The sequence below is a fragment of the Amycolatopsis bullii genome (genome assembly GCF_014654205.1).
GTDB lineage: Bacteria > Actinomycetota > Actinomycetes > Mycobacteriales > Pseudonocardiaceae > Amycolatopsis > Amycolatopsis plumensis.
This window is the reverse complement of the sequence record NZ_BNAW01000003.1, coordinates 322,435-338,687: the sequence shown is the minus strand read 5'-3', so window position 1 is coordinate 338,687 and position 16,253 is coordinate 322,435. Positions and strand designations below refer to the sequence as shown.

The 16,253-nt window shown below is 71.4% G+C and carries 15 protein-coding genes, 1 pseudogene and 1 riboswitch; of the genes and pseudogenes, 5 read left to right on the top strand and 11 right to left on the bottom strand.

All coding sequences use genetic code 11. From position 1 onward, the window contains the following. Nucleotides 1–14: 14 nt before the first annotated feature. The 8 genes from IE317_RS06425 to metG all read right to left on the bottom strand — a co-directional run bounded on the left by IE317_RS06425 (nucleotide 15) and on the right by metG (nucleotide 9,903). Entirely contained in the window at nucleotides 15–1,781 is a 1,767-nt protein-coding gene (locus IE317_RS06425; protein WP_191307182.1) for an ABC-F family ATP-binding cassette domain-containing protein, read from the bottom strand. Nucleotides 1,782–1,785: 4 nt separating this feature from the next. After that, nucleotides 1,786–2,193 (bottom strand): ASCH domain-containing protein, encoded by a 408-nt coding sequence (locus IE317_RS06420; protein WP_191307179.1) that lies wholly within the window; start codon nucleotides 2,191–2,193, stop codon nucleotides 1,786–1,788. Then, nucleotides 2,190–3,152 (bottom strand): 4-(cytidine 5'-diphospho)-2-C-methyl-D-erythritol kinase, encoded by a 963-nt coding sequence (locus IE317_RS06415; RefSeq protein WP_191307177.1) that lies wholly within the window; start codon nucleotides 3,150–3,152, stop codon nucleotides 2,190–2,192. The genes IE317_RS06420 and IE317_RS06415 overlap by 4 nt, the downstream gene beginning before the upstream one ends. A gap of 69 nt (nucleotides 3,153–3,221) precedes the next feature. Continuing rightward, a complete protein-coding gene (locus IE317_RS06410) occupies nucleotides 3,222–4,235 on the bottom strand; it encodes a methionine ABC transporter ATP-binding protein (RefSeq protein WP_191307175.1) in 1,014 nt (337 codons plus the stop codon). A 209-nt stretch (nucleotides 4,236–4,444) separates the two neighbouring features. After that, a riboswitch (SAM riboswitch) is annotated at nucleotides 4,445–4,535 on the bottom strand. Nucleotides 4,536–4,639: 104 nt separating this feature from the next. After that, nucleotides 4,640–5,497 (bottom strand): 16S rRNA (adenine(1518)-N(6)/adenine(1519)-N(6))-dimethyltransferase RsmA, encoded by an 858-nt coding sequence (rsmA, locus tag IE317_RS06405; protein WP_191307173.1) that lies wholly within the window; start codon nucleotides 5,495–5,497, stop codon nucleotides 4,640–4,642. Nucleotides 5,498–5,623: 126 nt separating this feature from the next. Next, nucleotides 5,624–7,051: a resuscitation-promoting factor gene (locus IE317_RS06400; protein WP_191307171.1), complete on the bottom strand. Its 1,428-nt coding sequence runs from the start codon at nucleotides 7,049–7,051 to the stop codon at nucleotides 5,624–5,626. A gap of 209 nt (nucleotides 7,052–7,260) precedes the next feature. Then, nucleotides 7,261–8,097 carry a TatD family hydrolase gene (locus IE317_RS06395; RefSeq protein ID WP_191307169.1) on the bottom strand — a complete coding sequence of 279 codons (837 nt, stop codon included), beginning with the start codon at nucleotides 8,095–8,097 and terminating at the stop codon, nucleotides 7,261–7,263. A gap of 9 nt (nucleotides 8,098–8,106) precedes the next feature. After that, nucleotides 8,107–9,903, bottom strand: coding sequence for a methionine--tRNA ligase (gene metG / locus IE317_RS06390; RefSeq protein ID WP_191307167.1), 1,797 nt, complete (start codon nucleotides 9,901–9,903; stop codon nucleotides 8,107–8,109). A 53-nt stretch (nucleotides 9,904–9,956) separates the two neighbouring features. Here metG and IE317_RS06385 point away from each other — a divergent pair. Beyond that, nucleotides 9,957–10,551, top strand: a pseudogene (locus tag IE317_RS06385) (PadR family transcriptional regulator). Between the two features lie 91 nt (nucleotides 10,552–10,642). Here the strand turns inward: IE317_RS06385 and IE317_RS06380 are convergent. Together IE317_RS06380 and IE317_RS06375 are read right to left on the bottom strand one after the other, a co-directional pair. Then, nucleotides 10,643–11,128 (bottom strand): transmembrane transport protein, encoded by a 486-nt coding sequence (locus IE317_RS06380; protein ID WP_191307165.1) that lies wholly within the window; start codon nucleotides 11,126–11,128, stop codon nucleotides 10,643–10,645. Then, nucleotides 11,125–11,667 (bottom strand): RNA polymerase sigma factor, encoded by a 543-nt coding sequence (locus tag IE317_RS06375; RefSeq protein ID WP_191307163.1) that lies wholly within the window; start codon nucleotides 11,665–11,667, stop codon nucleotides 11,125–11,127. Before IE317_RS06375 ends, IE317_RS06380 begins: the two co-directional genes overlap by 4 nt. Before the next feature lie 155 nt (nucleotides 11,668–11,822). On the opposite strand from IE317_RS06375, the gene IE317_RS06370 reads away from it, so the two are divergent. From IE317_RS06370 to IE317_RS06355, 4 genes are all read left to right on the top strand, one after another. Beyond that, complete coding sequence (locus tag IE317_RS06370; RefSeq protein WP_191307161.1) at nucleotides 11,823–12,800, top strand: ATP-binding cassette domain-containing protein; 978 nt, start codon at nucleotides 11,823–11,825, stop codon at nucleotides 12,798–12,800. Beyond that, nucleotides 12,790–13,338 (top strand): ABC transporter permease, encoded by a 549-nt coding sequence (locus tag IE317_RS06365; RefSeq protein ID WP_191307159.1) that lies wholly within the window; start codon nucleotides 12,790–12,792, stop codon nucleotides 13,336–13,338. The genes IE317_RS06370 and IE317_RS06365 overlap by 11 nt, the downstream gene beginning before the upstream one ends. A 92-nt stretch (nucleotides 13,339–13,430) precedes the next feature. After that, on the top strand, nucleotides 13,431–14,045 hold the full coding sequence (locus IE317_RS06360; RefSeq protein WP_191307157.1) for a glycoside hydrolase family 25 protein: 615 nt from the start codon (nucleotides 13,431–13,433) through the stop codon (nucleotides 14,043–14,045). Between the two features lie 19 nt (nucleotides 14,046–14,064). Then, complete coding sequence (locus IE317_RS06355; protein ID WP_191307155.1) at nucleotides 14,065–15,318, top strand: aminodeoxychorismate synthase component I; 1,254 nt, start codon at nucleotides 14,065–14,067, stop codon at nucleotides 15,316–15,318. Here IE317_RS06355 and IE317_RS06350 read toward each other — a convergent pair. Next, nucleotides 15,295–16,251 (bottom strand): quinone oxidoreductase family protein, encoded by a 957-nt coding sequence (locus IE317_RS06350; protein ID WP_191307153.1) that lies wholly within the window; start codon nucleotides 16,249–16,251, stop codon nucleotides 15,295–15,297. The two genes, IE317_RS06355 and IE317_RS06350, sit on opposite strands and share 24 nt — an antisense overlap. Nucleotides 16,252–16,253: the final 2 nt, after the last annotated feature.

The following is a 16,253-nucleotide window of genomic DNA, read 5'->3' as shown; positions in this document are numbered from 1 at the left end:
ACGGAAAACCGGCGTCACTCCAGCAGCTCGGAGGTCTCCAGCCAGCGGCCTTCGACGTCCTCGATCTCGCCCTGGACGCCCTTCAGCTCGGCGTTGAGCTCCATCAGCTTCGCCGGGTCCGTCGCCGCCGCCAGCAGGGAGGCGTGCAGCTTCTCCTCCTTCGCGTGCAGCTGGTCGAGCTTGCGCTCCAGCCGGCCCAGTTCCTTCTGCGCCGCGCGCAGGTCCGCCGCCGACTTCTTCGCCTCGGCCTTGGCCGCCGTCGGAGCGGTCGCGGCCGCCGGTTCCTTGGCGAGAGCGCGGCGGTTCAGGTACTCCTCGATGCCGCCCGGCAGGTGGGTGATGCGGCCGTCGCCGAACAGCGCGACGATCGTGTCGCAGACCCGCTCCACCAGGTAGCGGTCGTGGGACACCACGACCATCGTGCCCGGCCAGCCGTCGAGGAGGTCCTCCAGCTGCTGCAGCGTGTCGATGTCCAGGTCGTTCGTCGGCTCGTCGAGGAGCAGGACGTTCGGCTCGGCCATCAGCAGCCGGCACAGCTGCAGACGCCGCCGCTCGCCGCCGGAGAGGTCCCCGACCGGGGTCCACTGGCGGGCCGCCGGGAAGCCGAGCTTCTCGCCCAGCTGCGACGCCGTCATCTCCTGCTTGCCGAACACCACGCGCCCGGCCACCTGCTCGATCGCCTGCAGCACGCGCAGGTCGCCGGGCAGGTCGTCGAGTTCCTGGCGCAGGTGCGCGAGCGCCACCGTCTTGCCCTCGATCCGGCGGCCGGTCGAGCCTTCGACGTCGCCGCCGAGCAGCTTCAGCAGCGACGTCTTGCCCGAGCCGTTGACGCCGACGAGACCGATCCGGTCGCCCGGGCCGATCCGCCAGGTGACGTGGTCGAGCAGCGTCCGCTCGCCCACCTGGTAGGTCGTGTCTTCCAGCTCCAGCACGGTCTTGCCGAGCCGCCGCTTCGCGAACGCCTGCAGCTCGACGGAATCCCGCGGCGGCGGCACGTCGGCAATCAGCGCTTCGGCCGCTTCCACGCGGTAACGCGGCTTCGACGAGCGGGCCTGCGGGCCGCGGCGCAGCCACGCCAGCTCCTTGCGGGCCAGGTTCTGCCGCTTCTCTTCGGCCGTCGCGGCCAGTCGCGCGCGCTCGGCACGCGCGAAGATCCAGTCGGCGTAACCACCTTCGTACTGCTCGACGCGGCCGTTCGCGACTTCCCACGTCAGCGTCGCGACCGTGTCGAGGAACCACCGGTCGTGCGTGACGACCACGACGGCGACCTTCCGGGCCAGCAGGTGGTCGGCCAGCCAGCGGACACCTTCGACGTCCAGGTGGTTGGTCGGCTCGTCGAGCACGATCAGGTCGAGTTCGCCGGTCAGCGCGGCGGCGAGGGAGACCCGGCGCCGCTCGCCACCGGACAGGTTCGCCGTCGGCGTGTCCAGGCCGATCGCCGTGATGCCCAGTCCGTCCACAATGGATCGGACGCGGGCGTCGGCGGCCCACTCGTGCTCGGCGCCGTAGCGTTCGAGCACGACGTCGCCGACCGTGCTGCCGTCCGGGAGCTCCGTGCGCTGGGTGACCACGGCCATCCGCAGGTCGCGAACGTGGCTCACCCGCCCGGAGTCCGGTTCGGACAGTCCGGAAAGGACTTCCAGCAGCGTGGTCTTGCCGCCCCCGTTGAGGCCGACGACGCCGATGCGCTGCCCGGCCGCGATGCCGAGGGAAACGCCGTCCAGCAGCGGCTTCACCCCGTAGGACTTGCTCACCGCCTCCAGGTTGACCAGGTTGGCCATCCGCTCAGCCGATCCTTTCCACGATCTTGAACCGGGTCGCCACGACCAGCGTCGTGTCGTCCACGGTGAATTCCGGATCTTCCATGGCCGCGCGCATCTCCGCGCTCTGCCAGTAGTCCGTGTGGTCGGCGCGCCATTCGGCGACGCTGGTGAATCCTTCGCCTTCGTCGAGCGCGTGTTGCAAGTCCACTTCGGACAGCGGGATGACCCGCACCTCGGTGGTTTCGAGGACGGCGACCCCTTCACCCGCTGAGTCGATCATCAGCTCGCGCTCGCCGACGACGGGCAGCTCTTCGCCATACTTCTCGTATTCGGCGACCAGGCCGGTGGTCGAGGTCTTCTCCCCGCGCAGGATCGCCGCGACCAGCTTGTCCCGCAACGGGCCCGGGAACGCGAACTCCGCGTGCCTCATGCGTGCACCCGCGGCGGCGTCGGCCGGTTCGCGTCGTCGCCGCCGACCACGCGGGCGCCGGGGACCGGGCCGTGGGCCACGCGGACCGTCCGGCACACGCCGGCGCCGGACAGCTCGGCCGCGACCTCCACCGCCGACTGCGCGTTTTCGCAGAGGAACGCGCACGTCGGCCCGGAGCCGGACACCGTGCCCGCGAGCGCGCCCGCGTTGACGCCCGCCCGGAGCGTGCGGCGCAGGTCGGGCCGCAGCGAGACCGCCGCCGCCTGCAGGTCGTTGCCCAGCAGGAGGGCCAGCTGACGCGGGTCGCCGGAGGCCAGCGCCTCGACCACCGGCGTGTGCGAGCCGATCCGGGGCGGGTTGCCCGCCGCGCGCAGGCGGTCCAGCTCGCCGAACACCTTCGGCGTCGACAGCCCCTCGGCGGCGAAGGCCAGCACCCAGTGGAACGTGTGCCGGGAGAGGACCGGAACCAGCTGCTCACCGCGGCCGGTGCCCAGCGCGGTGCCGCCGTAGATCGCGAACGGGACGTCGCTGCCCAGACCGGCGGCGACTTCGGCCAGCTCGTCGCGGGTGACGTCGAGGTTCCACAGGCTCGCCAGCCCGACCAGCGTCGCCGCCGCGTCGGCGCTGCCGCCCGCCATGCCGCCGGCGACCGGAATGCCCTTGCGCAGCACCACCCGGACCTTCGGCTCGCCGGTGCGCCCGACGTGCGCGGCCAGCGCTTCGACGGCCCGCCAGGCCAGGTTTTCGGGGCCGGTCGGGACCGAGCCCTCGCCCTCGCCGTAGACCTCGATGCCGGGCTCTTCGGTGACCGCGACGGTCACCTCGTCGGTCAGCGACAGCGCCTGGAACACGGTGACCAGCTCGTGGTAACCGTCTTCGCGCAGGTCGTCGACCGAAAGGTGCAGGTTGACCTTGGCCGGGACCCGGACGGTGACTGGGGGCGGAACTACGGCGAGCACCCGACCAGCCTACGTGCCCGCGGAAACGCCCCGATGCGACCTGCGCATCGGGGCGTTTCTCGAGTCGGATCAAGCAGCGGCGACACCCTGCGGGCCGCGCGCGGTGTGCGTGACGTGCCCGCCGCGCTCGGCGACCCACGCCAGCGCCGCGTCCGCCCGCTCGCCGCGGACACCGAGGCGGAACCGGCCCACCGGGGTGTCGCCGATGCGGGTCAGGCCGCCGCCGATGGTGGCGAACTCGACGTCGAAGCGGCCCGCGGCCTCCGGGAGCAGCGCGCCCACCGACGCGAAGCCGACCAGCACGACGTCGGCCGAGCGGTCGTAGCGCGCCACCTGGGCGCGAGTGGTCTCGATGGCCGGCAGCAGCGCCTGCGCGGTGCGGCTGGCCGGGTTCGAGATCAGGTCGAGCACCGTGCCGCGCTCGACGACCGTGCCGTCCTCCAGCACCGCGACGTCGTCGCAGACCCGGCGGACCACGCCCGCGTCCGGCGTCGTGACGACGACCGTGGTGCCCAGCTCGGAGCGCGCCCGGTCGAGGACGGCGAGCACCGCGCCGGCCTCCTCCGGGTCGACGCCGGCGGTCGGGTCGTCGGCGAGCAGCACGGCCGGGGCCGCCGCCAGGGCCTTCGCGACCGCGACACGGCGGAGCTGACCGGCGGAGAGCTCGCCGGGACGCTGCGCGGCGCGCGGGGTCAGGCCGACGAGGTCGAGCAGCGAGCCGACCCGGCTGCGGCGCTGCGGGCCGTCGACGCCGAGCTGCTCGAGCGGGGAAGCGATGTTGCCGGCGATGGTGCGCTCGGCGATCAGCTCCGGCTTCGTCGAAACGACGCCGAGCTGACGGCGGATTTCGCGGAGGCGGCGGCCGTCGAGGGTGCCGGTGTTGAGGCCGTCGAGGCGGACGACACCGCGGTCGGGGCGCTCCTGCAACGCGATGCACCGGGCGAGGACGGACTTGCCGGACCCGGCGGGACCGACCACGCCGAACAGCGAGCCGGCCTGGACGTCGACGCTCACGTCCCGCAGGGCGACGACCGAATTTCCGTTGGTGGCAAAGGTTTTGGACAGGTTTTCGACGGTGATCACGAAGGCTCCAGAAAACGGGGCGCACCCGCGCGGGGGCGCCCGGCCGCAAGCGAAATCCGTCCGGTTAGGACGGTGCATGAAGAAGAGGTGGACCGGCTACGACAAGCTCAGTGGGAGCGTCGACATGCGGTCACGGAGCGGCGGCCTTCGTCGACAACGCGACGCCTGGTCAGGAGCAGGGGGCGGGCTACCCTCTTCATCGAAAACGGCCTCCATCGGTCCTGGCGGTAGCACCTGCCCTGCGGAGGGTGGTTGCTGCGACTTCGGCGAGCCAGGTCTCTCAGTCGCTCGGGATGGACGTACTGAGTAAAACCGATCCCGAGGAGCGAACGCAAGCCCGTTGGCCCAGATCACACGAGTGGCGGTGTCCGGATGACGGGATCATGGGCGGCAAGGGCGTATTTTCACGCTTCCACAGTGGATTGCTGACGCGCGGCGGCGATCCGGGCGAAGTCGTGCACGTCCAGCTGCTCGCCGCGGGTCCGGGGGTCGATCCCGGCGGCCGTCAGGAGCTCGCCGGCGCGCTCGGCCGAGCCCGCCCAGCCCGCGAGCGCGGCCCGGAGCGTCTTCCTGCGTTGTGAGAAGGCGGCGTCCACCAGGCCGAAGAGGACGTCCCGGTCTTCGGACGCCGTCGAGCCGGCACGTTCGAAGGCGACGAGCGCGGAATCGACGTTCGGCACCGGCCAGAACACCGAGCGTGGCACGGCGGCGACCTTGCGTGCGGGGCCGTACCAGGCGAGCTTGACGCTCGGCACGCCGTAGATCCGGCTGCCGGGGGCGGCGGCCATCCGGTCGGCGACCTCGGTCTGCACCATGACGAGCCCGGTCTTCAGCGAGGGCACCTCGGCCAGCAGGTGCAGCACGACCGGCACGGCGACGTTGTAGGGCAGGTTGGCGACCAGAGCGGTCGGCTCGCCTAGTTCGTCCCGGGTGACGCGCAGGGCGTCGGCCCCGACGACGGTGAGGTTTCCCGCAGCTTCGGGGCCCCGTTCGGCGACGGTCCGGGGCAGCCGCCCGGCGAGCTTGGGATCGATCTCGACGGCGACGACCCGCGCCCCGGTGGCGAGCAGCCCGAGCGTCAGCGACCCGAGCCCGGGCCCGACCTCGAGGACGACGTCGTCCGGGGTGATCCCGGCGAGTTCGACGATCCGGCGGACGGTGTTGGGATCGTGCACGAAGTTCTGCCCGAGCTTCTTGGTCGGCCGCACGTCGAGTTCGGCCGCCAGGGCGCGGATTTCGGCAGGTCCCAGCAGTTCAACCACCGGAGGAGCTTACCCAGGGGGTCGGTTCGCGTACCTGGACGGTCGGTTCGCGTACCCGGAGGGTCGGATGCCGGGAATGCGAAACGGCCCCCATCCACGAGGGACGGGGGCCGTTCGAAAGCGCTGTCAGGCCTTCTTGCCGCAGACCGGCCAGGCGCTGTAGCTGCCGCCGCGGCCGGCCTTGACCTTCTCCGCGACCGCGATCTGCTGCTCGCGGGTGGCCTGGTTCGGCAGCGCGGCGTACTCGTCGCCGCCGTAGGCGTCCCACGTGCGCTTGTCGAACTGGAGGCCGCCGTAGTAGCCGTTGCCGGTGTTGATGGCCCAGTTGCCACCCGACTCGCACTGCGCGATGCGGTCCCACGCGGAGCCGTCGCCGATTTCCGGGTTGGGAGCCTGCTTGGTACCGACGTGGACGATCTTCGGCTTCGGCTGGGTGAGGACCTTCTCGGAGATGCTCTCCCGGCCGACCTCTTTGCCGTTCTTCTGCGTGACCTTGTAGGTCACTTCCTTCTCACCGGGCGTGCCGGGGTCCTCGACCTGCGTCTTGCCCTTGGCCAGGTCCGGGTCGTCGACGCGCTGCTCGGGCGGGTCGATGCTCTCCTTCTGGACGACCGTCGAGACGCCGGTGCGGCTGATGTGCACCTCGGCGCCGTCGGTCAGCTTGACGTCCAGGCCGCCCTCGGCCTGGTCCTCCGGGCCCAGGGTGAGCTTGTACTCGCCCAGGAACTCCTTCGTCGTGACCGCGGTCGTCTTCACCTGCTTCGGCGCGTTGCCGCCGTCGTACAGGGTGATGTTCTTCAGGGTCTTGATCTCGACGGTGGCGCCCTCCAGGGGCAGCTCGCCGCTCTTCGGCATCGACATCCACGTGCCGGGCTTGTCGAGCTCGGTCATGCCGAGCTGGCCCAGCGCGTCGCCGAGGTGGGTCGCGCGGACCCAGGAGGTGTGCTCCGCGCCGTCGACGATCATCTTCAGCTGGCGGCCGCGCTCGAGCTTGATGACGCCGCCGTCGCCGACCTCCGCCTGCGGGGACGGGGAGAGCGAGTCGTGTGCACCGACGGACAGGCCCGCGTCCTCGAGCACCTCGCCGACGGTGTCGCCGAAGGAGTGCACGGTCTGCTGGTGGCCGTCGACGTCGACGGTGATGCTCTTGTTCATCGCCAGCGCGGCCGCGCCGCCGCCGGCGACGCTGATCATGACGCTGAGCACGGCTCCCTTGAGGAACCGGCGCTTCCAGACCTTGGTGGTCTGGCGGAGGCCTTCGTCCAGAGCCGCACGACGCGCTTCGGGGGAAGCGGTGCGGTCCTCCTCGAGGCCGTCCGGGATGACGATCGGCGGCAGGTACGTCGTCTCGGCGTTGATGAGGCGGATCAGTTCGTCGACGTCGACGTCGATCTCGGCCATCATCGCGTCGGCATCGGGGCCGAGCGCGGCGAGGATGTCCTGCTGCGTGATGTTCGGGTCGTCGGAGAAGTCGAGCTGGCCGTAAGCCGTGTCCTCGAAATGACTGCGTTCGAGGACGGCGGAGCGCGCTCCAGCCTGTCTGCTACCTGTCACCGGGGATCGTTCCCTTTCACGAGACGACGGTCGGGGGCGCCGTCTCTACGACTGGGCGTGACGATCGGCAACTGCTGAGCGCAGGTCCGACCGGCACGATCACGGGACAGTAACGGGTCCGGGCGGGTTGCGCAAACACCGCCCGGAGTGTCGTGATCTGGGTCACTCCATCAGGTGGGCGAGCCGGAAACCCTGTTGTCGCAATGCGTTCAACCCGATGTGACGCTGGGGAGTCGGTAGACCCGCTCGGCGGTGGTCCGGACCGCTTCGGCGACTTCGTGGACAGCTTCGCCTCTGAGCGCCGCGAGGTGACGGACGGTGTAAGCGGCGCCGAACGGCTCGTTCGGCCGCCCACGGAACGGGTGGGGGGTCAGAAACGGCGCGTCGGTCTCGACGAGGTACTGCCCCGCCGGGCACAGCCGGGCCGCCTCGTGGAGCTCCTTCGCGTTCTTGAACGTCACCGTGCCCGCGAAGGAAAGGACAAAGCCCGCGTCGACGCACTTGCGGGCCATTTCCGCGTCCCCGGAGAAACAATGGAAAATTACGGCATTCGGCGCACCCTCTTCGGCCAGGATGCGCAGCACGTCGTCGTGGGCCTCGCGGTCGTGGATCATCAGCGGCTTGCCGAGCCGCTTCGCGAGGTCGATGTGCCAGCGGAACGCCTCCTGCTGGGCGTCGTGCGGCGAGTAGTCCCAGTAGTAGTCGAGACCGGTCTCGCCAACGGCGACCACGCGGTCGTGCGCCGCCAGGCGCTCCACCTCGGCCCGCTCGGCCTCGCCGAACTCCTTGGTCCGGGTCGGGTGGACGGCCACCGCCGCCCAGACCCGGCGGTCCCAGGTCGCGGCCTCCGCGGCCCAGCGGGCCGAGGCGAGGTCGTCCGCGACCGTGACGACGCGGGCGACGCCGGCGCGCTCGGCGCGGTCGACCATGGCCGTGACATCGGCCGCGGTGACCGCGCCGCACGCGTCGAGATGGGTGTGCGCGTCCACCACCGACACCGGGAGCCGGTCCGGGACCGGCGGCAGCTCGCGCTTCTGATCACCCATGCGTACTTCTTACTCCTTGATGATCGGCGCCCACTCCGGACCGGTCTCGCCGAGCGCCGGGTCGAGCTTGGTGAACAGCGGCGACGGCTTCTGCAGCGGCTTGCCGACCTCGATCGGCGTCGACGCCCACTTGGCCTGCTCGGCCGCGTAGTCGCCGGTGAGGATCGGGTTGACCCGGCCGTCGATGTCGAGGTCGTCGACCTCCTTGAGCTCCGGCTGGGCGGCCCAGACGCCGGTGCCGCCGAGGGCCTCGTGCACCTTCTGGGCCGAGTGCGGCAGGAACGGCGTCAGCAGCGTGTTGGCGTCCGAGACGACCTGCAACGCGGTGTGCAGCACGGTGTCGCGCCGCGTGGGGTCGTCCTTGAGCTTCCACGGCTCCTGGTCGGAGATGTACTTGTTCGCCGCGGTGACGACCTTCATCGCCTCGGCCGCGGCCAGCTTGAACCGGGACCGGGCCAGGTGTGCGCCCGCGGTGTCGAACGCCTTGCGCGACAACGCCTTCAGCTCTTCGTCGGCCGCCGTCGGGGCCTCCGGCCGCGGGATGGCGCCGACGTTCTTGTGCGCCATCGAGATGGACCGGTTGACCAGGTTGCCCCACTCGTTGGCCAGCTCGAAGTTCGTCCGGCGGACGAACTCGTCCCAGGTGAAGTCGGTGTCCTGGGTCTCCGGGCCGGCGACCGAGATGAAGTACCGCAGCGTGTCCGGGCCGAAGTCGCGCAGGAAGTCCTCGACGTAGATCACGCGCCCGCGCGAGGTCGAGAACTTCGAGCCGCTCATGGTGAGGAACTCGCTGGAGACGATTTCGTCGGGCAGGTGCAGGCGGCCGTACTTGCCCGGCTCGCCGCCCTTGTCACCCTCGCCGTTGTGCCCGAACAGAAGCGCCGGCCAGATCTGGGCGTGGAAGGTGATGTTGTCCTTGCCCATGAAGTAGTAGGAGCGCGCGTCGGCGTTGTTCCACCACTCCTGCCACGCGTCCGGGTTGCCGGAGCGCCGCGCCCACTCGACGCTGGCCGAGAAGTACCCGATCACCGCGTCGAACCAGACGTAGAACCGCTTCAGCGGCTGGTCGCGCCAGCCTTCCAGGGGGATCTTGACGCCCCAGTCGAGGTCGCGGGTGATCGGCCGCGGCCGCATGTCGTCGATCAGGTTCTTGGTGAAGTTGAGGACGTTCGGGCGCCAGTCGGTCTTGGTGCTCAGCCAGTCGCCGAGGGTCTTGGTGAACGCCGGCAGGTCGAGGAAGTAGTGCTCGGTCTCGACGAACTTCGGCGTCTCGCCGTTGATCCGCGACTTCGGGTTGATCAGCTCCGCGGCGTCGAGCTGGTTGCCGCAGTTGTCGCACTGGTCGCCGCGCGCGCCGTCGAAGCCGCAGATCGGGCAGGTGCCCTCGACGTAGCGGTCGGGCAGCGTGCGGCCGGTGGACGGGCTGATCGCGCCCCGGGTCGTCTTGGGCACGACGTAGCCGTTGCGGTGCAGCGCCAGGAAGATCTGCTGCGTCACCTCGGCGTGGTTGCCGGTGGAGGTCCGCGTGAACAGGTCGTAGGACAGGCCGAGGCCCTGCAGGTCGTTGCCGATCTGGCGGGTGTACTTGTCCGCGGTCTCCTGCGGCGTCGAGTTCTCGTTGTCCGCCTGGACGGTGATCGGGGTGCCGTGTTCGTCGGTGCCGGACACCATGAGCACCCGGTTGCCGGCCATTCGCTGGTAGCGGGAGAAGACGTCGGACGGGACGCCGAATCCGGACACGTGGCCGATGTGGCGGGGGCCGTTGGCGTAGGGCCAGGCCACCGCGGTCAACACAGGGGTGCTCATACCTTATTAGCCTACGGAGGGCGTCACGCACGTTTTCGGGAGGGAGGCCCCGGTTGTCGGCGACACGGCTGCTCGTGCTCGGGGTGGTGCGGATGTACGGCCGCGCGCACGGCTACCAGGTGCGGCGCGAGCTGCTGACCTGGTCGGCCGACGAGTGGGCCAACGTCCAGCCGGGGTCGATCTACCACGCGCTCAAGAAGATCACCGCCGAGGACCTGCTCGAGCAGGTCGACGTCGAGCCGGGCGAGGGCGGCCCGGACCGCACCGCCTACCGGCTGACCGGCGAGGGTGCGCAGGAGTACCAGGTGCTGCTCTCGAAGGCGCTGTCCGATCCCCAGCTCACCACCCGGACCTGTCGGCCGCGATCTCGCTGATGACCACCTGCCCCGGGCCCGGGTGATCAACCTGCTGCGGCACCGGCTGGTTCACCTGGAGACCGAGGAGCAGCAGGCCGGGCTGATGCTCGAAGAGCTGAAGGTCAACATGGGGCTGGGCACGCCGGAGCACGTGGGCGAGCTGTACCGGCTGTGGGGCGGGATCACGAACGCGAGCCTCGGCTGGCTCAAGGGCCTGATCGCCCGGCTCGAAGCGGGCGAATACGTGATGGACGGCGTGGCCGGCAAGCCGTTCGGCGAACCGCCCCGCTGATCGGCCAGGGCAGGCGCGGCCGGGAGCTTCGCCGTCGTGCCGCGCCCCGGGCGCCCACTACGTGAGGGCCGGCGAACCGCCGCCCCGGTGATCAGCCGAGGGTGTCCCGCAGGCGCAGCAGGGCGCGGCGTCGAGCGTGTGCCCGTGCCAGCAGCAGTCCGGCCGCCGCGACGAGGACGCCGCCGGTCAGGGCGGTGGCCAGCAGCTCGGCCGTGGTGCCGCGGGCCGCGGCCACGGCCGTGCCGGCGGCGCCGGTGACCGCGCTGGCCGCGAGCGCGAGCCGGGCACCCAGCACCCGGTCCCGGGCGAACAGCGGCCGACGGCGGCTCAGCACCCACCCGGCGAAGGCCGCCCAGGCCAGGCCGACCGCGATCAGCCCGGCGAAGGCGGCCTGGGTGCGAGCGGGCAGCGGGTGCGGCTCGGTCACCCACAGCACGGTGAGCAGCGCCGCACCGCACCCGCCCGCGAGCCCCACGGCCACGTGCCGCATCCGGGAGCGCAGCGAAACCTCCGCCGCCAGCGCGCGCTCCAGTTCCTCCGGGACGGCCCGGGCCACCGCGTCGTCGTGCTCACTCATGCCTCGTACCCCTTCTCCACCAGGACGTCCCGCAACATGCGACGCGCGCGGTGCAGCCTGCTCTTGACCGTGCCCGGCGGTACGCCGAGCACCTCGGCGCAGCCGACCAGCGGCAGATCCTCCAGGTGGAACAGGATCAGCACCTCGCGTTCCAGCGGTGGCAGCCCGCTCAGGCCCGCTTCGACCTCCAGCGCGGTCAGGACGTCACCGAGGCCGTCGTCGGCGGTGACCTCGTCCGTCTCGGCCTCGGCGGTCCGCGGTGCCCCGTACGCCCGGCGCAGGTGGTCGGTCACCGTGCGCCGGGCGATGGTGAACAGCCACGGGGCGAACCGGGCCGGCTCGTGCAGGCGCGGCAGCCCGCGCACCACGGCGACCCACGCCTCCTGGGCGAGGTCGTCCGCGACGTGCGGCGAGCCCACCATGCCCCGCACGTAGCGCCACAGCGGGCCGTGCCAGCGCCGCACCAGGTCGTGGAACGCCGCCCGCTCCCCGAGCTGGCAGCGCACCACCAGCAACTCGTTGCGCCGTTCCTCGCTCACCGCGTCTCCCTGCCTCACGTCGTGCGCGTCGCCAAGACAGTCGGGGTTCCGGGCGGAAAGGTTCACCGCCGCCGGTAATCAAATTTGACAGCGCTCTTCTGAGGCACAGTGTGCGACTCAACTAGTCAAAATTGACTACTGCGAGAGGGGATCTCATGATCACGGCACGCGGTCTCGAGCGGCGGTTCCGCCGCAAGGGCCGCACTGGGGGCGAAGTCCACGCGGTAAGGGGCGTCGACCTCGACGTCGCAGCGGGCGAGCTGGTCGGCTTCCTGGGGCCCAACGGTGCCGGGAAGACGACCACCCTGCGCATGCTGACCACGCTGCTGAAGCCGACCGCGGGCACCGCGACCGTCGGCGGCTGCGACCTGCTTTCCGACCCGCTGGGCGTGCGCCGGCGCATCGGGTACGTCGCCCAGGGCGGCGGCACCGCGCCGGAGCGCAAGGTCGCCGACGAACTCGTGCTGCAGGGGCAGCTCTACCGGATGAGCCGGGCCGACGCGGTCGCGCGCGGCGTCGAGCTCGCCGGGCAGCTCGACCTGGCCGGGCTGGAGCAACGGCCGGTCAAGACGTTGTCGGGCGGCCAGCGGCGGCGGCTCGACATCGCGCTCGGGCTGATCCACTCACCCGGCCTGGTGTTCCTCGACGAGCCGTCGACCGGTCTCGACCCGCAGAGCCGCGCCAACCTGTGGGACCACATCCGCCGGCTGCGCGCCGGCCAGGGGATCACCGTCTTCCTCACGACCCACTACCTCGACGAGGCCGACGCGCTGTCGGACCGGCTGATCGTCATCGACGGCGGCAGGATCGTCGCCGAGGGGACGCCGGACGCGCTGAAGGCGCGGGTCAACGGCGACCGCGTCGAAGTCGGTGTCGATCCCGGGCAGGCCACGGACGCCGCCGGGATCGCCGAACGGCTGCCGGGGGCCCGGGAGCTGTCCGTGGAGGGCGGGCAGGTCCGGTTCCGGGTGCCGCGCGGCGACGTCGCGCTGCCGGAACTGCTGCGCGCCCTGGACGCCGACGGCATCGCGATGCGGTCGGTCCAGGTGCACCGGCCGACGCTCGACGACGTTTTCCTGACCCTGACCGGGCGATCGCTGCGGAAAGCGGAGGAGGCCGGCCATGCTGCGTGACACCTGGCTGATGTTCCGCCACGAGATGCTGACGGCGGTGCGTAACCGGGTGACGCCGGTCAGCCGGGTCGCGCTGCTGCTGGGCAAGGTGCTGGCCAGCCCACTGCAGGCGGTGGTGCAGGCCGTGCTGATCATCGTGCTGGCCGCGCTGGCGTTCCCGCTCGACGCCCCGGTGGGCGGCGTGCTGCTGAGCCTGGTGATCGTGTTCCTGCTGGCGGTGTCGCTGGCGTCGTGCTCCTACGCGCTGGCGTTGACGCTGAAGAGCGAAGAGACCTTCCCCGCCTTGCTCAACGCGGTGCTCATCCCGCTGCTGCTGCTCTCCGGGATCCTGCTGCCGATCACCGCGGGGCGGGCGCCGGACTGGCTCTACACGGTCTCGCGGCTCAACCCGTTCCGGCACGTCGTCGACGTCGAGCGGTCGGGCTTCAGCGGGGACTTCACGATGGACGCCCTGTTCACGGGCAGTGTCGTGGTGCTGGTGACGGCGGCGTTGTCCCTCTGGTGGGGCACCCGGACCTTCCAGAAGGACAGTGCCTGACCAAAAGGCCTGATCAACACGGGCGCGTGCCGCTGCGGGGCCGCCTCCGGCGACGTATGGTGTGCTCTCCACCGACGTGCCGGGGGCGGACCGTGACAGAGCCGGAGAGTGAGCTCGGCATCTCGCTGTCGCACCGCGAGCGCGTGTCCGACTGGCAGGCCGTGCGCAGCGCGCAGACCCGGTTCGTGTCGGTGACGATCAGCGAGAACGTCAACTGGAGCAACCCCGCCGCGGAGCGCAACCTGGCCGGCGCCCAGGAAGCCGGGCTGCACGCCGGCGGCCGCCACTACGCCCGGCCCGGCGCGGTGCACGACCAGGCGGAGTTCTTCGTGCGGACGGCGAGCCGGCTCGGCGCGTTCGCCACCGGGTCGCTCGCCCCGGCGCTGGAGGTCGCGGCGCCGAGCGTCGACGACCGGTTCGTCAAGGCGTGGATCAAGCACGTCCGGCACGCGGCGCGCATCGAGCGGGTGCTGGTCTACGCCGACTACGACTGCTGGCAGCACCGCCTGCACCCGGACCGCTGGGCCGACAGTGAGGTCGTGCTGTGGCTGGTCCGGCACAACGGCATCCCCGGGCGGGCGGGCTGGTTCCACTCACGGCTCGGGGTGCACCAGCACGCGTACGCCCCGGACGTGCCCGGCATCGCGGCACCGGTGGAGCAGAACGCCGTCGTGTACCCGTTCACATTGGGTGATTTGCTGCTCTGACGTGTGGTGGTATGTCGCCATGCGCGTGACGAGCAAGCCACTCCGGACGGACTTGACGCCGTCGCGCGCGTTTTCGGCGCTGGCCCACCACAACGCTGCGCGCGGCCTGCCGCCGCCGGCGATGCTTTCAGGTGACTGGTTTTCCGCACGGGCGGTGATCGCGCCGTCCCTGGCCGTGTCCCCGTCCGCGCTGCCTCCCTTCCCGCCGGAGGCCGACGCCGGGCCCGGCGTGATCGGCGGGGGCTGGTTCGGCTACCTGGCCTACGACTCGGCGGACCCGTCGGGCCGGACCGGCGCGCTGCCCGCGTCCGCGTGGGGCTGGGCGGACCACGTGCTGCGCTGGTCCGCTTCGGGAACCTGTTACCTGGAGTCCTTGGACGGCGGCGGCCCGTCGGTGTCCACAATGGAGTCACTGCTGGCCGCCGAGGTTCCGGCCGGTTCGTGGACGGCGGGGCCGCTGCGGCGGCCGCTGCCGTCGGAGCACCGGGACGCGGTGAAGGCGTGCGTGCACGCGATCGAAGCGGGCGAACTGTTCCAGGCCAACATCTGCTCGCGGTTCACGGGCCCGTTCACCGGCTCGCCGACCGCGTTGTTCGCGGCCGGCGTCCGCGCGCTGTCCCCCCGCCGTGCGGCCTTCCTGTCCGGCCCGTGGGGGTCGGTGGTGTCCTTCTCGCCGGAGCTGTTCCTCGCGCGCCACGGACGTTCGGTGCGGTCGACGCCGATCAAGGGGACGCTCCCCCGGCGCGGGCCGGCCGACGACGGGAACGCCGCGTTGCTGCGGCAGTCCGAAAAGGACGTCGCGGAGAACGTGATGATCACCGACCTGGTGCGCAACGACCTCGGCCGGGTCTGCGAGGTGGGCTCGGTGACGGTGCCGTCGCTGCTGGAGGTCCGCCCGGCACCCGGGGTGTGGCACCTCGATTCGACGGTGACCGGGGTGCTGCGCCCCTCGGTGTCCGACGCTTCGCTGCTGGCGGCGACGTTCCCGCCGGGTTCGGTGACGGGCGCGCCGAAGATCCGCGCGCTGGACCTGATCGCGTCACTGGAACCGTGCGCCCGCGGGGTGTACACGGGCGCGATGGGCCTGGTGTCCCCGGTGGCGGGGCTGGAGCTGAACGTGGCGATCCGGACGTTCGAGATCGCTTCCGGCACGATCTCCCTGGGCGTCGGCGGCGGCATCACCGCGGATTCGGACCCGGAGGCGGAGTGGCAGGAGTGCCTCCACAAGGCGGCACCCCTGGAGCACCTCCTACTTGCTGGGGTCGAGCAATAGCTTGCCGACGGTCTTGCGGGAACGCAGGGCCTCGTGCGCGCCGCGGGCGTCCGACAGCGCATACTCGCCGCCCGGGACCGCCTTGAGCCGGCCGTCTTCGACGAGCTTGAACAGCTCGGTGAGCGCGGTGCCGAAGACGTTGCCCGGCAGCCGGAAGACGTGCGGCAGCCACATGCCGCTGATCGTGGTGCTGTGGCCGAGGAGATTGCGCAGTTCGACCGGCTTCGGGTTCTCGCGGCCCGCCATGCCGTAGAAGGCCAGCCGCCCGAACGGCGCGAGCGCGGCGATGCTCTGGTCGGTTGTCGTCCCGCCGACCATGTCGAGCACGACGTCGACGCGGCGGCCGTTGTTCGCCTCGATCAGCGCGGCGGTCATGTCCCCGGCGCGGGAGTCGATGGCGACGTCCGCACCGAGCTCGAGGGCGAGCGCGCGCTTCTCGTCGCTGCTGGCGGTGGCGATGACCCGGCCGGCGCCCCACGCCTTGGCGAGCTGCACGGCGACCGTCCCCACCCCGCCGGCGGCGGCGTGCACGACGACCGATTCACCCGGCTCGAGGTGGGCGTTCTTGCGGAGCAGGATCCACGCGGTGGTGCCCTGGACCAGCATGGACAGCGCGGTGAGGTCGTCGATGCCGTCCGGGACGGGGAAGGTCGTGGCCTGGGGCGCGACGGCCTTCTCGGCGTATCCGCCACCGCCGTTGAGCAGGGCGACGACCCGCTTGCCGTTCGCGCGGCCGACCACCTCACCACCGGGCACGAGCGGCAGCTTGCTCGGCGCCAGGTAGGAGTTCTCGGCCTGGTGGGTGTCGGCGTAGTTGACGCCGATGCGCTCGACGTCGACGAGCACCTCGCCGGGGCCGGCCACCGGGTCGGGCAGCTCGACGGGGGTGAGCACCTCGGGGCCGCCGAACTCGGTCACCTGCACTGCGCGCATGT